This is a genomic window from Falsiroseomonas frigidaquae (genome assembly GCF_012163145.1).
Lineage (GTDB): Bacteria > Pseudomonadota > Alphaproteobacteria > Acetobacterales > Acetobacteraceae > Falsiroseomonas > Falsiroseomonas frigidaquae.
On record NZ_JAAVTX010000006.1, the window covers coordinates 593777 to 608682 of the forward strand.

Below are 14906 nucleotides of genomic sequence, written 5' to 3' on the forward strand. Positions count from 1 at the left end.
AGGATTCGCGATGACAGGATGGGGTACAGCATGATTGCGGTGATCTTCGAGGTCTGGCCGGCGGAGGGCGAAAGGCAGCACTATCTGGACTTGGCCGCGGCACTGCGGGCGGAGCTGCTGCAAATGGACGGCTTCCTGTCCATCGAACGCTTCGAATCCCTGGCCGAGCCGGGCAAGCTGCTGTCGCTGTCCTTCTGGCGTGACGAGGCCTCGGTGGCTGCCTGGCGCAGCCGCAGCGCGCATCGCACGACCCAGGCACTTGGGCGCGACGGCGTCTTCGCGAATTATCGGCTGCGGGTGGCGGAGGTCAGCCGCGACTACGGGATGCGGGAACGGGACCAGGCACCGGCGGATAGCCGCGCGGCGCATGGCGGATGATCAGCCCATCGCCGGCACGGCGCGCCCGGCGGCCAGGCGCAGGATGCGCGTCGGTCGCTCCACACCGATCAGACGATGCACGATCAGGATGACGCTGCGCCCGGCCGTCGCCTCGCCCAGGGTTTCCAGGAAGGCGCGTTCCGTATCCGGGTCCAGCCCGGCGGCGGGCTCGTCCAGGATCAGCACCGGCGCCTCGGACAGCAGGGCGCGGGCCAGCACCAGGCGGCGCGCCTGGCCGCCGGAGAAGCGGGCACCGGCCTCGCCGCAGCGGGTGGCGAGACCCTCGGGCAGGCTGCGCACCACATCGCCGATCCCGGCCCGGTCCAGCGCCTGCCATAGCGCGACCTCCTCCGCCTCCGGCTGGCCGATGCGGAGATTGGCCTCGATGCTGTCGTCGAACAGGCGGGCATCCTGGGTCAGGCAGGCAATGCGCGACCGCACCGCATCCGCCGGCAGGGTGGCGATATCCACGCCGCCCAGGGTGATGCTGCCCGATTGCGGCGCCGCCAGCTTCAGCAGCAGGGAGGCCAGGGTGGATTTGCCGATGCCGGAGGGGCCGAGCAGCGCGATGCGCGCGCCTTCCGGCACATCCAGGTCCAGCCCATCGAACACTGCCCGCCGGTCCGATGCCCAGGCGAAGTGCAGGTCGCGGATGCGGATGGCGTGGCCCTTGGGCGTGGCAGCCGGCGCGGTGGGCTCGGCCACCGGCGGCGCCTGGTCGGCGGCCTCGAACAGGCGGCGGGCGCTGGCACCGGCAGCGGCGAGCGCGGCGCCGGCACGCGGCATCAGCCCCAGCGCCTCCCCGGCCGCGATCGCCAGGAACAGGCCGAGCACGGCGGCGGCCACCCCCGCCTCACCCATCGCCAGCCCATAGCCCAGCGCCCCGAGCAGCGCCGCCTGGCTCAGCAGCGCGCCGGCCGCACCGCCCCAGGCGCCGCGCTGCGCCAGGGCACGCTGCGCGGCGGCGAGCCCCGCGCCCTCGGCGGCGACGCGCGCGGCGGCGCGGGGCTCGGCGCCGGCGGCCAGGGTATCCTCGATGCCGGTCAGCGGATCGACCACCGCGGCGCGCAGTGCGCCCTGGCTTTCCGCCACGCGCTGACCGGCGGCGGCGGCACCCGGGGCCAGCAGCGGCGGCAGCAGCAAAGCGAGCGCCAGCGGCAGCGCCACCAGCGCGGCCAAAGCCGGGTCGATGGCCCCCAGCACCAGCGCGATCGCCAGCACCGCCGCCACGCCCGCGACGCCCGGCACCACGGCGCCGAGATAGACCCGGTCCAGCGCATCGATGTCGGAGACCAGCCGCCCCAGCAGATCCCCCGCGCGGCGGAAGCCGAGGCCAGCGGGCAGGCGTTCCGCCAGCCGGCGGAAGAACCAGATGCGAGTATCGGCCAGGGCGCGGAAGGTGGCGGCATGCGTCACCAGCCGCTCCAGGTAACGGAAGACCGGCCGCAGGATGATGACCGGCCGCAGCCAGATCAGCGCCGCGGCGCCGCCGGCGAAGATCGAGGCCTGCGTCACCCCCTCCGCCACGCCGCGCCCGGCGAGGCCCAGCAGCGCAAGCCCCGCCAGCACCGCGGCGCAGGCCATGGCGAGCCCTGCTAGCAGCCAGCCAGCGCGACCATGCCACAGGCGCAGCACGCGCAGCAGATCGGAGGCCATGCCCGGCCGATTCGGGCTCATTCGCCCGCCATCCGCGAGCCCGGCACGCGCCCGCCCTCGATTTCCAGCACCCTGCCAAGGCTGCGCTGCGCCGCGCGGGAATGGCTGGCGATGATCGCCGTGCGCCCGGTGCAGAGGCGGCGCAGGCTGTCCAGCACCTCCGCCTCCGTGCCCGGGTCCAGATGCGCGGTCGGCTCATCCAGCAGCACCAGGGGCGTGTCGCGCAGGAAGGCGCGGGCGATGGCAACCCGTTGCGCCTGGCCGCCGGACAGGCCGTAGCCGCCCTCCCCCACCAGCGTCTCCAGCCCCTGCGGCAGCGCCTTGGCGAAATCCGTCACGCGCGCGGCGGTGGCGGCGGCCTCCACCTCGGCTGGCGTGGCGCCGGGGCGGGCGAGCGCGATGTTCTCCCGTATGCTGCCGCGGAACAGATGCGCCCGCTGGCCGACATAGGAGGAAAGGCGGCGCAGTTCGGACGGCGCCAGCTTGGTGGCGTCCTGCCCGTTCAACGAAATCCGACCGGCATCAGGCCTGCGAAAACCCATCAGCAGCCGCAGGATGGAGGATTTGCCGGCGCCGGAGGGACCGGCCAGCACCAGCGTCTCGCCCGGCAGGGCGCGGAAGGTCAGCCCATCCAGCGCCGGCGGGCGGGTCGGGTCGTAGCTCAGCCGTACATCCTGGAAGCTCACCACCAGCCTTGCCGGCATCTCCTCCAGCTTCAGGCCGCCCGGTGCCTCCGCCTCCAGCAGCGGGGCCAGTTCGGCGGCGGCGCCGCGCGCGCCCATGCGTTCGTGATAGGCCTGGGAGAAGGCGCGCAGCGGGGTGAACAAGGCGGGTACCAGCAGCAGGCAGAAGATCGCCCCCGCCGGGTCCGGGTGGTTCTGGCCGAGAATTGCGCCGTGGCGGATGGCGAGGCAGGCGATGGCTCCGGCGGCCAGCGCCTCCATGGATGCCGAGGACAGGAAGGCGACGCGCAGCACGCGCATGGTGCGCTGGCGCAGATCCTCCGCCGCCCGGCCCAGGGCCTGCGCCTCCGCCTCCTGCCGCCGGAACAGCACCAGGGTGGGCAGGCCGCGCATGCGGTCGAGGAAGCGGCCGGAGAGCAGGTCCAGCGCCGCGAATTGCCGCTTGCTGGCCTGCGCCGCGCCGATGCCGGTGACGGCCATGGCAACCGGCACCAGCAGCGCGGCGACCAGCAATATGGCGCCGCTGGTCGCATCCACCGTGAAGGCGGCGCCCGTCACCAGCAGCGGTCCGGCAATGGCAAGGGCGGCCGCCGGCAGCCAGCGCGTGAGGAAACCTTCCAGCGCCTCGATCCGGTCCACGACCAGCGCGGCACGGTCGCCGACGCCGCGGGTATCCTCCGCGCCCTGGGCCAGCAGGCGCTCGAAGGCGGCGCCGCGCAGCCGGGCCTTGGCGGCCTCGCCGGCCGCCAGCAGCGCGCGTTCCTGCGCCACGCCCAGCCCGGCCGAAAGCAGTGCCAGCGCCGCCACGGCGCCCAGCGCCGGCCAGCCGGCGGCGCCGAAGCCGAGCAGGGTGGCGATCAGCCCGGCAATCAGCCAGGCCTGGGCGATGCCCACCGCCACCTGCGACAGGCCAAGACCCACCGGCACGCGCAACCGCCCGCGTGCCGCCCGCGCCTCGCGCTGCAGCAGCGCGGACGCCGCATCACCCCCTCGTCTCGCCTTTGGCATGTCGGGGCGGAGGATAGGACAGGCGATGCGCTCGGTCATCACCCCCTGGCCGCTTCCTTGGCGCTTCGGGCTTGCCCTGTGGTGCGAAATCCCCAACCTGCCGGCATCGACTGCCGGAGAGGTGCCATGCTGCCCACCCATGGACGCTACGAATATTCCGGCTGGCCTGGGCGCACACCCTATGCCTGGCCCGGGGGAGCCGCACTGGCGGTGTACCTGGGCGTCAACCTGGAGCATTTCGCCTTCGGCGAGGGGCTGGGCGCGGAGCTCGCGGCGGGCGGCCCGCAGCCGGATGTGCTGAACTTCGCCTGGCGCGACTACGGCAACCGCGTCGGTGCTTGGCGCCTGCTGCAGGCGCTGGATGAGCTGCGCCTGCCCGCCACCGTGCTGCTGAACAGCGCCATGTACGACTACGCGCCGGAACTGCTGGCCGCGCACCGCGCCCGCGGCGACGAGTTGGCGGGCCATGGCCGCACCAATTCCGAACGCCAGTCGATCCTGCCTGAGGCCGATGAGGCGAAGCTGATCGCCGAGTCGACCGCTGCCATCACCCGGCATGAGGGCACCCCGCCTCGCGGCTGGCTCAGCCCCTGGATCGCCGAAAGCCGCGCAACGCCGGACCTGCTGGTGGAGGCCGGCTACACCTATTCCATGAACTGGTGCGCCGATGACGCGCCGATCTGGATGAGCACCCGCGCCGGCCGCCTGCTCGCCATGCCCTACCCGCAGGAGGTGAACGACATCCCCGCCATCGCCGGCCGCAAGGATGGCGCGGCGGATTTCGCGGACCTGATCCTGGATGATTTCCACGAAAGACTGCACCAGGTGCGGGACGGCATGGCGCAGGTCATGGGCATCGCCCTGCATCCCTATATCATCGGCCAGCCGCACCGCATGCGGCATCTGCGCCGGGCGCTGGCCGAGATCGCCCAGCATCGGGATGCCGTCTGGATCACCACCGCGGGCGCCATCTTCGACCATGTGGCGGCGCTGCCGCCGGGCGTTGTGCCGGGTTCGGAGTGGGTGGCATGAGGCGCCTTCTGCTGCTGGCGCTGCTGGCCCCGGTCCTGTTGCTGGTCAATGCCTGCGCCACCACCCCGGCGCGGGCCCCGGTGGCGACCGTGCCCCAGGTGGACCTGGCGCGCTATGCCGGCACCTGGTTCGAGATCGCGCGCTTTCCCAACAGCTTCCAGGATGGCGGCGGGCGCATCTGCACCCACACCACCGCCACCTACACGCCGCGGCCGGATGGCACGATCGGCGTGGTCAATCGCTGCCGCGGCGCGGATGGCGCGCCGCGCGTGGCGGAGGGCACCGCCCATGTCGTGCCGGAGAGCGGCAATGCGAAGCTGCGCGTGACCTTCTTCTGGCCCTTCTATGGCGACTACTGGGTGCTGGGGCTCGATCCTTCCTATCGCTGGGCGGTGGTGGGGGCGCCCGGGCGGGACTATCTCTGGGTCCTGGCCCGCCGGCCGGAGCTGGCGCCGGGTGACTATGCTGAGGCGGTCATCACCGCCGCGATGCAGGGTTTCGAGGTCAGCCGGCTGCGCCCCACGCCGCAGGAGTAAAGCCCTTGTCCTGGTCCATCCCGCTCGGCCGCATCGCCGGTACCGAGATACGGCTGCACCTGACCTTCCTGCTGCTGCTCGCCTGGATCGGCGTGGCGCATGGGTTGCAGGGCGGCATGGCGGCGGCGGTGGAGGGGGTGGCCTTCATCAGCCTGCTGTTCGGCTGCGTGCTGCTGCATGAATTCGGCCATGTCATCGCGGCCCGCCGCTATGGCGTGCGAACGCCCGATATCACGCTGCTGCCGATCGGCGGCGTCGCCCGGCTGGAACGCATCCCGGAAAAGCCCTCCGAGGAGCTGGTGGTGGCACTGGCCGGGCCGGCGGTGAATGTGGTGATCGCCCTGCTGCTGTTCCTGGCCCTCGGCGGACTGCCGCCGGTGGAGGCGATGGCCGGGCTGGAGAACCCGGCGCATGGCATGCTGGCGCGGCTGTTCTGGGTGAATGTCACGCTGGTGGTGTTCAACCTGCTGCCGGCCTTCCCGATGGATGGCGGCCGCGTGCTGCGGGCGCTGCTGGCCATGCGGCTCGGCAGCCGGCGCGCGACGGAGATCGCCTCCCAGATCGGCCAGGCGCTGGCCTTCGTGCTGGGGCTGATCGGGCTGCTGAACGGCGCGCCGCTGATGGTGTTCGTGGCGCTGTTCGTCTGGCTCGGCGCGCAGGCGGAGGCGCAGGCGGTGCAACTGCGTGAGCTGTCGCGCGGCATGATGGCGGAGGATGCGATGATCAGCCGCTTCGAGAGCCTGCCGGTGACGGCGCGCATCGCCGATGCGGCGGAGCTGTTGATCCGCACGGCGCAGACCGATTTCCCCGTGGTGGATGGCGGCGGCCGCCTGCGCGGCATCCTGACCCGCAGCGACCTGGTGCGCGCCTTGCAAAAGGACGGCCCGGATGCGCCGGTGCTGGAGGCGATGCGGCGGGAGGTGCCGGTGGTGCCGCACCGCGCGCCGCTGGAGGATGCGCTGCGGGTGATGCAGGACGCCGCCGGCCCGATCGGCGTGGTGGATGCGATGGGCCGCCTGATCGGCGTGCTGACGCATGAGAACCTGGGCGAGATGCTGATGCTGGAGGCCGCGCGCGCCGGCGGCACGCCGCGCGCCGCCTGAGGCGTCAGCCCAGCTCCAGGCTCATCCCGCCGAACAGCCGCTCAGCCCGGATCTGCGGGGCGGGGCCGGTGTACATGCGCGCCGCCTCGAAGCCCGGCGTCAGGCCGAGGTTTTCCGCCAAGGCCACGGCGGCCCGGTGCGGCTCCGGCACATCCAGGAACACCGGGCCTTCCGGCACCCGCGCCAGCAGCGCGGCGGCCAGGGCCTCTGCGACCTCCGGCGTCTCGGCGACGAGCGGGCCGATCTTGTGCCCCTCCCGCGCCGGGCGGATCACGCCGAAGCCGGTGACGCTGCCATCCGTGACATGGGCCAGGGCGATGTGGCCGGGCTGGGCGATCCAGGCACGGAGATAGGCCTCCCGCTCTGCCGGGAAGACGCTGCGGTCCAGCGCGGCCAGGGCGGCGAAGGGCACCTCCGCGGCCGGCCGGATGCCCTGCGCCGGCACGGGCGGGCGGATCGGCACGCCGCCGAAGCGGATGGTGTTCCAGGCCAGTACGAAGCCGGATTTGCGGTAGTTGTCCTGCTGCGCCACCACCCCATCCAGCCCGACCAGCCGGCCTTCCAGCTGCGCCATGGCGGCGCGCCACACCGCCATGCCATGCCCCTGCCCGCGCAGGTCCGGCCGTGCGATGTAGAAGCCGATGAAGCCGAAATCGGCGCCGTAGCGCGTGGCGGAGATCAGGCTGAGCAGCGCACCATCCTCCTCCATGGCCAGGAACAGGCCGGGGTCCTGCGTCAGGAAGCAGGGCAGGTCCGCGAGGCCGGGGTTCCAGCCCTCGGCGGCGGCCCATTCGACGGCGGTCGCGGCCTGCGCCGCGCTCAGGGTGATGAGGCGTGCCATGTCAGTGCATGATGTCCCCGCCATTGGGCGACAGCGTCGCGCCGACGAAAAAATCGCCGCCGGGGGATGAGGCCAGCAGCAGCGCCGCCGCGGCAATCTCCTCCGGCTGGCCGACGCGGCCGATCGGCAGTTTCTCGCCGATGCGCGCGGCCCAGTCGGCACCGAGCTGCGCGGTCAGGTCGGTCGCGACCGGCCCGGGCGCGATGGCGTTCACCAGGATGCCCTTCGGCGCCCCCTCATGCCCCAGCGCGCGGGTGAAGCCGATCAGCGCGGCCTTGGCCATGCAATAGGGCACGATATTCGGCGCGCCCTTCAGCCCGAGCTGGCTGGCCGTGGTGATGATGCGCCCGCGGCCGCGCGCCGCCATGCCGTCCCACACGGCCTGCGCCGCGAAGAAGCTGGCCTTGACGTGGACATTCATCACCCGGTCGAACATCTCCTCCGTCACCTCGGTGATCGCGCCGCGCAGGTTCAGCCCGGCATTGTTCACCAGGATGTCGCAGGGTCCGAGCTGCGCCTCCGCATCCGCGATGAAGCCGCGCAGGGCGGGAAGATCCGCCACATCGACGGAGGCCGCGAGGGCGCGGCGGCCCAGTGCCTCGATCTGCGCGACGACGGGGGCGGCGCCTTCCGCGTCATCCAGGTGGCAGAAGGCGATGTCCGCACCCTCCCGCGCGAAGAGCAGCGCGATGGCGCGGCCGATGCCGCGGCTGCCGCCGGTGATGATGGCGACCTGCCCCGCCAATTGCCCGCTCATGCCATCAATCTCCGCATCGCCGCGCCGAATTCGTCCCGGATCGCCATGGCCTGGAGGTGGCGTCCGGCCTCCACCACCACGCGGCCACCCACCGCCACCGTCTTCACCGGATTGGACTGGCCGCTGAACACCCAGGCATCGAGCAGCGCATCACCCTCCCGCCCCAGCAGGGTCGGGTGCTGCGTGTCGAGCTCCACGAGATCCGCGCGCATCCCCGGCGCGATGGCGCCGATCGGCCGCCCGCAGGCCTGGGCGCCACCGGCGAGCACGGCGTCGAGCAGCGTGCGACCGGGGTGCGGGTTCTGGTCCGCCGTGGCGACGGACCTGGCGTTGTCCCGCAGGCGCTGGCTGGTCTCCAGCTGGCGCAGCTCCTCGCGCGGCGCAGTGCCGACATGGCTGTCCGTGCCGATGCCGAAGCGCCCGCCGGCGGCCAGGTAGCCCGGCAGCGCGAAGGTGCCGTCGCCGAGCGAGGCCTCCGTGCTCGGGCAGAGCCCGGCGACGGCGCCGGAGCGGGCCAGGCCCTCGATCTCGGAGGTGTCCATATGCGTCGCATGGATCAGCACCCAGCGCGCATCCAGCGGCGCATGGTCCAGCAGCCAGCGCACCGGGCGTGCGCCGGTGGCGGCCAGGCATTCGGCCACTTCCTTCGGCTGCTCCGCGGCATGGATATGAATCGGGCCAGCGAAATCCTGGATCGCGCGCAGCATCTCGGGCGTCACCGCGCGCAGCGAATGCGGGGCGAGGCCGAGCGCCATCTGCGGGTCGTCGCCGATCGCGGCGCGGGTGGCCTCCACGATGGCGAGGAAGCCGTCCAGATCGTTCAGGAAGCGCCGCTGGCCCGCATGCGGTGCCAGGCCGAAGATGCCGCCATGGCGGTACAGGCTGGGCAGCATGGTCAGCCCGATGCCGCTGCGCCGCGCCGCCGCAATGTTGCGCCGCGCCATCTCGGCCCGGTCGGCATAGGGGGTGCCATCCGGCTGGTGGTGCAGGTAGTGGAACTCGCAGAGGCCCGTGAAACCGTGCTCCAGTAGCTCGACATGCAGCTGCGCGGCGACGGCTTCCGCATCCTCCGGCGCGAAGCGGCCGACGAAGCGGTACATCGTCTCCCGCCAGGTCCAGAAGCTGTCCTGGCCTTGCGGGCTGCGGCGTTCCGCGCCGCCGGCCATGGCGCGCTGGAAGGCGTGGGAGTGCAGGTTCGGCACGCCCGGCAGCACGGCGCCGGACAGGCGGCGGGTGCTGCCGTGCGGCGTGGCATCCGGTGTGACGGCGGTGATGAAGCCGGCGGCATCGGCCTCGATCAGCACGTCCCGCGCCCAGCCTTGCGGCAGCAGCGCGGCGGTGGCGAGGAAGGATCGCATCATGCCTCCCGCATGCCCTGTTGCGAGTTCTCGCGCAATGGTCGGGACCGTCCGGTGAAGGCGTGGCGATCGCCGGGATAGGTCAGGCGCACGGCGGTCACTGATTCCTCGCCGCGCCAGCTGCGGCGGTCCAGCACCAGGCAAGGCGCGCCCTCCGCGATGCCGAGCAGGGAGGCGGTTCCGGCATCGGCGGCCAGCGCCTGGATGCGGTGCTCGGCCTCCGTCCAGGGCACGCGGTCCAGCAGCCAGGACCCGGGCGGCGTGGTGGCGAAGGATTCGGCCCGCGCTTCCGGCACGGAGTGCAGGCTGATGAGGCGATCCTCCAGCGCCGCGGCCAGGCCGCCCGCCTCGTGCCGCACCGCCAGCGCCAGCACTTTCGCACCGCGCGGCAGCGTGCCGAGACGGGCGCGGTCCTCCGCCGTCGCGGCGCGCATCGTGCGGGACAGCACGGCATGGCGGTGGCCGGGGCCGATGGTGGCGCGCAGATCGGGGATGCCGAGCAGCGTTTCCTCCGCCCGCGGCTCCGCCACGAAGCTGCCGGCCTTGCGGCGGCGCACCACCAGGCCGGCGGCGACAAGATCCGCCAGCGCGCGGCTCGCCGTCATCCGCGCCACGCCATGTTCCGCCACCAGCTCCGCCTCCGATGGCAGGCGGTCGCCGGGGCGAAGGGCACCGGACAGGATGCGCGCCTCGATCTGGGCGCGGATGGCGGCGTGGCGGGTCATACGATTATGTCTAGACATAATCCAGCGCAGCCGCAATGCTGGCGACAGCACCGGAGAGCCCCGCATGACCGATCCGCGCCACCGCAACGCCCCCCACATCCGCAGCCCGCGCGGGCTGGAGCTCAGCTGCCGCCACTGGACCACGGAAGCGGCGATGCGGATGCTGATGAACAACCTCGATGACGAGGTGGCGGAGAAGCCGGGTGAGCTCGTCGTCTATGGCGGCATCGGCCGCGCCGCGCGGGATTGGGACAGCTATGAGCGCATCGTCGCCACGCTGAAGCGGCTGGAGGAGGACCAGACATTGCTGGTCCAGTCCGGCAAACCTGTCGGCGTCTTCCGCACCCATGCCGACGCGCCGCGCGTGCTGATCGCCAATTCCAATCTGGTGCCGCGCTGGGCGAGCTGGGAGCATTTCTCCGAGCTCGATCGCAAGGGGCTGATGATGTACGGCCAGATGACCGCCGGGTCCTGGATCTATATCGGCAGCCAGGGGATCGTGCAGGGCACCTACGAGACCTTTGCCGAGGCCGGCCGCCAGCATTTCGGCGGGGATCTCGCGGGGCGCTGGATCCTGACCGGTGGCCTCGGCGGTATGGGCGGGGCGCAGCCGCTGGCGGGCGTCTTTGCCGGCGCCTGCGTGCTGGCGGTGGAGTGCCAGCCTTCCTCCATCGAGAAGCGGCTGGAGACGAAGTACCTCGACCACAAGGCCGACGACCTTGACCAGGCGCTCGCGATGATCCGCGAGGCCTGCGCGGAGAAGCGCGCCATCAGCGTCGGCCTGCTCGGCAATGCGGCGGAGGTGTTTCCCGAATTGGTGCGGCGCGGCGTGGTGCCGGATATCGTCACGGACCAGACCAGCGCGCATGATCCGGCCAATGGCTACCTGCCCGCCGGCTGGTCGCTGGGCCAATGGGCCGCGATGCGGGAAAGCGATCCCGCCGCCGTCGCGGCCGCGGCGAAGCATTCCATGGTGGCCCATGTCCAGGCGATGCTCGACTTCAAGGCGCGCGGCGCCGTGGTGATGGATTACGGCAACAACATCCGGCAGATGGCGAAGGAGGAAGGCCTGGCCAATGCCTTCGACTTCCCCGGCTTCGTGCCGGCCTATATCCGGCCGCTCTTCTGCCGCGGCGTCGGGCCGTTCCGCTGGGCGGCGCTGTCGGGCGATCCGGAGGACATCCGGCGCACCGACGCGAAGGTGAAGGAGCTGATCCCGGAGGATCGGCATCTGCACAACTGGCTCGACATGGCGCAGCAGAGCATCGCCTTCCAGGGCCTGCCAGCGCGCATCTGCTGGGTGGGGCTCGGGCAGCGGGACCGGCTCGGCCTCGCCTTCAATGAGATGGTGGCGCGCGGCGAGATCGGCCCCATCGTCATCGGCCGCGACCACCTCGATTCCGGCAGCGTGGCCTCGCCGAACCGGGAGACGGAGGCGATGCGCGATGGATCGGATGCCGTCTCCGACTGGCCCCTGCTGAATGCGCTGCTGAACACGGCCTCCGGCGCCACCTGGGTTTCGCTGCATCATGGCGGCGGCGTCGGCATGGGGTTTTCGCAACATGCCGGCATGGTGATCGTGGCCGATGGCACGGAAGCCGCCGCGCGGCGCCTGGCCCGCGTGCTGTGGAACGACCCGGCGACGGGCGTGATGCGCCATGCCGATGCGGGCTACGACATCGCGCTGGATTGCGCGCGCGAAAAGGGCCTCGACCTGCCGGGCATCCTGCGATGATCGCCCTGCCCGCCCTGCGCGCCGTGATGGCGGGCGCGCCCCTGGCCATGCCGGAAGGCTGGCGTGCCGCCACCGAACAGGGCGCCGCGGTGCTGGCCGCAAGGCTGGCCGAGGATGGCCCGATCTATGGCGTCAACACCGGCTTCGGCAAATTGGCCTCCACCCGCATCGCGCCCGAGAAACTGGCGCAGCTCCAGCTCAACCTGCTGCGCAGCCACGCCGCCGGTACCGGCGCACCGCTGCCCGCGCCGGTGGTGCGGCTGGTGCTGGCGCTGAAGGCGCTGTCGCTGTCGCGCGGCGCATCCGGCGTGCGGGTGGCGGTGGTGGAGGCGCTGCTGCAATTGCTGGCGGCGGATGCGCTGCCGGTGATTCCCGCGAAAGGCTCGGTCGGCGCTTCCGGCGACCTGGCGCCGCTGGCGCATCTTGCGCTGGTGCTGGTTGGCGAGGGCGAAGTCTTCGTGAATGGCGCGCGCCGGCCGGGTGCGGAGGCAGGCATCGCGCCGCTCACCCTCGGGCCGAAGGAGGGGCTGGCGCTGCTGAACGGCACGCAGGTCTCCACCGCCATCGCGCTGAGTGGCCTCTTCGCGGCCCAAAGTCTGCTGCACACATCGCTGGTGGCCGGCGCGCTCAGCGTCGATGCGGCGCGCGGCTCCGACACGCCCTTCGATGCGCGCATCCATGCGCTGCGCGGACAGCCCGGGCAGATCCGCTGCGCCGCCGCGCTGCGCGGGCTGATGGCGGGCAGCGCCATCCGCGACAGCCACCGGGAGGGTGATACCCGCGTGCAGGACCCCTATTCGCTGCGCTGCCAGCCGCAGGTGGCCGGCGCCTGCCTCGACCTGCTCGACCATGCCGCCACGGTGCTGCAGCGGGAGGCGAATGCCGTGACCGACAACCCGCTGGTGATGGCGGATGGCGACATCCTCTCCGGCGGCAATTTCCATGCGGAGCCGGTGGCCTTCGCCGCCGATACCATCGCCCTCGCCTTGGCCGAGCTCGGCGCCATCAGCGAGCGCCGCATCGCCCTGCTGGTGGACCCGGTGCTGTCCGGCCTGCCGGCCTTCCTGGTGGCGGAGGGTGGGCTGCATTCCGGCTTCATGATCGCCCAGGTCACCGCCGCCGCGTTGGCGGCGGAAAACCGCGCGCTCGCCACGCCGCGCAGCGTGGACAGCCTGCCGACCAGCGCGAACCAGGAAGACCATGTCAGCATGGCCACCGGCGCGGCGCTGCGCCTTATGGAGATGGCGGAGAACCTCTCCTCCATCCTGTCCATCGAGTTGCTGTGTGCCGCGCAGGGGCTGGAGTTCCATCGGCCGCTGACGACCTCCGCACCTCTGCAAGCCGCACAGGCCCTGGTGCGCGGCGTGGCAGCGCCCTGGGATGCGGACCGCTTCATGGCCCCCGATATGGAAGCGGTTCGGCTGCTGGTGCAGGGTGGCGCCTTCGCCCGTCTGGTGGAGCTGCCCGCATGATCTTCGACCGCGTCTGGCTGGATGCGAATCTCTGCACCATGGTGCCGCGCGATGGCGATCCGCTCGGGGCGATCGAGGATGGCGCCATCGCGGCCAAGGACGGGCGCATCGCCTGGGTCGGCCGGCGCGCCGACCTACCCGGCCAGGCGGCTGAGACGCGGGCCTGCGACGGCGCCTGGATCCTGCCCGGGCTGATCGATTGCCACACCCACCTGGTCTTCGCCGGCGACCGCGCCCGCGAATTCGAGATGCGGCTGGAGGGCGCGAGCTACGAGGCCATCGCCAAGGCCGGCGGCGGAATCCTCTCCACCGTCCGCGCCACGCGCGACGCCTCCGAGGACGCGCTGGTGAACGCCGCCCTGCCCCGCCTCGACCAGCTTCTGGCCGAGGGCGTCACCACCATCGAGGTGAAGTCCGGCTACGGCCTGGACCTCGCGACGGAAGCCCGCATGCTGCGCGCCGCCCGCCGCCTGCCCGGGCTGCGCGATGTGTCGTTGCAGACCAGCCTGCTCGCCGCCCATGCGACGCCGCCGGACTATGCCGGCCGCACCGCCGACTACGCACGCCATGTCGCCGAGGACATCGTGCCCGCCATCGCGGCCGAAAACCTGGCCGATGCGGTGGACGCCTTCACCGACAGCGCCATCGGCTTCACCGCCGAGCAGACCGCCTGGGTCTTCGACGCCGCGCAGCGAGCCGGGCTGCGAACCAAACTGCATGCCGACCAGCTGCGCGACGATGGCGGCGCCGCGCTCGCCGCGCGCTACGGCGCGCTCTCCGCCGACCACATCGAATATGCCAGCCCCGAGGGCATCGCCGCCATGGCGCGCGCCGGCACCGTCGGCGTGCTGCTGCCTGGCGCCTTCTACTTCATCCGCGAAACCCACTTCCCCGACGTCGCCGCGATGCGTGCGGCCGGGCTGCGGATGGCGCTGGCAACCGATCTCAACCCCGGCTCCTGCCCCGCGCCATCGCTGCTGCTGATGCTGAACATGGGCTGCACCCTGTTCCGCCTGACGGTGGCGGAGGCGCTGGCCGGCGTCACCACCCATGCCGCCGCCGCCCTGGGGCTTGCCGACCGTGGCGCACTCGCGCCCGGGCTGCGCTGCGACCTGGCGCTCTACGGCATCTCCCGCCCCGCGGAGCTCTGCTACTGGATCGGCCGGAACCCCTGCCTCGGCCGCGTGGTCGCCGGCCGATGAATATCGAAGCGATGCAGGTCCGGGTGCGCGAAGGCGTGCCGCTCGCCGGGGCCTGGGGGATCGAGGTGCTGTCCTATGGCGAGGGCCTCGCCACGCTGCGGCTGCCGGCGAAGGATGATCTGCTGCGGCCGGGTGGCACCGTCTCCGGCCCCGCGCTGATGGGGCTGGCGGATGTGGCGATGTGGGTGGCGCTGCTGTCGCTGACGGAAGGGCGGGATGAGAGCCTGACGGCGAGCCTCGCCATCACCTTCCTGCGCCCGCCACCGGCCACCGCCGTGCTGGCGGAGGCGCGCGTCATCAAGCGCGGGCGGACCCTGTCCTATGGGGAGGTCATGCTGCGCGCGGAAGGCGCGGCGCAACCCTGCGCACATGTCACCACGAGCTGGGCTGCCACACGGGCAAGGTGAAAACCTCTTCACT

At 72.3% G+C, this 14906-nt stretch carries 14 protein-coding genes; 8 read left to right on the forward strand and 6 right to left on the reverse strand.

All coding sequences use genetic code 11. The features are described 5' to 3' along the window. The first annotated feature begins 30 nt into the window (after positions 1-30). The gene (locus HB662_RS22385) at positions 31-378 is read left to right on the forward strand and encodes an antibiotic biosynthesis monooxygenase family protein (protein ID WP_168052949.1); all 348 of its coding nucleotides are present in this window, start codon (positions 31-33) and stop codon (positions 376-378) included. On the opposite strand, the gene cydC is transcribed toward HB662_RS22385, so the two are convergent. Together cydC and cydD are read right to left on the reverse strand one after the other, a co-directional pair. Beyond that, positions 379-2055: a thiol reductant ABC exporter subunit CydC gene (gene cydC, locus HB662_RS22390; protein WP_245185805.1), complete on the reverse strand. Its 1677-nt coding sequence runs from the start codon at positions 2053-2055 to the stop codon at positions 379-381. Further along, a complete protein-coding gene (gene cydD / locus HB662_RS22395) occupies positions 2052-3764 on the reverse strand; it encodes a thiol reductant ABC exporter subunit CydD (RefSeq protein WP_245185806.1) in 1713 nt (570 codons plus the stop codon). Before cydD ends, cydC begins: the two co-directional genes overlap by 4 nt. A gap of 87 nt (positions 3765-3851) precedes the next feature. Between cydD and HB662_RS22400 the strand changes: the two genes are divergently transcribed. Genes HB662_RS22400 through HB662_RS22410 form a run of 3 tightly spaced genes read left to right on the forward strand, consistent with a single transcriptional unit; the run spans position 3852 to position 6396 of the window. Then, positions 3852-4757 carry a polysaccharide deacetylase family protein gene (locus HB662_RS22400; RefSeq protein ID WP_168052951.1) on the forward strand — a complete coding sequence of 302 codons (906 nt, stop codon included), beginning with the start codon at positions 3852-3854 and terminating at the stop codon, positions 4755-4757. Then, positions 4754-5293: a lipocalin family protein gene (locus tag HB662_RS22405; RefSeq protein ID WP_168052953.1), complete on the forward strand. Its 540-nt coding sequence runs from the start codon at positions 4754-4756 to the stop codon at positions 5291-5293. Before HB662_RS22400 ends, HB662_RS22405 begins: the two co-directional genes overlap by 4 nt. A gap of 5 nt (positions 5294-5298) precedes the next feature. After that, positions 5299-6396, forward strand: coding sequence for a site-2 protease family protein (locus tag HB662_RS22410; protein WP_168052955.1), 1098 nt, complete (start codon positions 5299-5301; stop codon positions 6394-6396). 4 nt (positions 6397-6400) lie between these two features. Here HB662_RS22410 and HB662_RS22415 read toward each other — a convergent pair whose 3' ends face one another. From HB662_RS22415 to HB662_RS22430, 4 genes are read right to left on the reverse strand one after another with little or no spacing between them, the layout of a single operon-like run. After that, entirely contained in the window at positions 6401-7237 is an 837-nt protein-coding gene (locus tag HB662_RS22415; protein WP_209443413.1) for a GNAT family N-acetyltransferase, read from the reverse strand. A 1-nt stretch (position 7238) separates the two neighbouring features. Beyond that, positions 7239-7994 carry an SDR family NAD(P)-dependent oxidoreductase gene (locus HB662_RS22420; RefSeq protein WP_168052959.1) on the reverse strand — a complete coding sequence of 252 codons (756 nt, stop codon included), beginning with the start codon at positions 7992-7994 and terminating at the stop codon, positions 7239-7241. Continuing rightward, entirely contained in the window at positions 7991-9355 is a 1365-nt protein-coding gene (locus tag HB662_RS22425; RefSeq protein WP_168052961.1) for a formimidoylglutamate deiminase, read from the reverse strand. The genes HB662_RS22420 and HB662_RS22425 overlap by 4 nt, the downstream gene beginning before the upstream one ends. Continuing rightward, positions 9352-10077, reverse strand: coding sequence for a UTRA domain-containing protein (locus tag HB662_RS22430; protein WP_168052963.1), 726 nt, complete (start codon positions 10075-10077; stop codon positions 9352-9354). Before HB662_RS22430 ends, HB662_RS22425 begins: the two co-directional genes overlap by 4 nt. A 64-nt stretch (positions 10078-10141) precedes the next feature. Between HB662_RS22430 and hutU the strand changes: the two genes are divergently transcribed. The 4 genes from hutU to HB662_RS22450 are packed head-to-tail and all read left to right on the forward strand — an operon-like array spanning position 10142 to position 14893. Next, positions 10142-11812: a urocanate hydratase gene (gene hutU / locus HB662_RS22435; RefSeq protein WP_168052965.1), complete on the forward strand. Its 1671-nt coding sequence runs from the start codon at positions 10142-10144 to the stop codon at positions 11810-11812. Next, entirely contained in the window at positions 11809-13284 is a 1476-nt protein-coding gene (gene hutH, locus HB662_RS22440; protein WP_168052967.1) for a histidine ammonia-lyase, read from the forward strand. The genes hutU and hutH overlap by 4 nt, the downstream gene beginning before the upstream one ends. After that, positions 13281-14486, forward strand: a complete 1206-nt coding sequence (gene hutI / locus HB662_RS22445) for an imidazolonepropionase (protein WP_168052968.1) — start codon at positions 13281-13283, stop codon at positions 14484-14486. The genes hutH and hutI overlap by 4 nt, the downstream gene beginning before the upstream one ends. Continuing rightward, positions 14483-14893, forward strand: a complete 411-nt coding sequence (locus HB662_RS22450; protein ID WP_168052970.1) for a PaaI family thioesterase — start codon at positions 14483-14485, stop codon at positions 14891-14893. The genes hutI and HB662_RS22450 overlap by 4 nt, the downstream gene beginning before the upstream one ends. Positions 14894-14906: the final 13 nt, after the last annotated feature.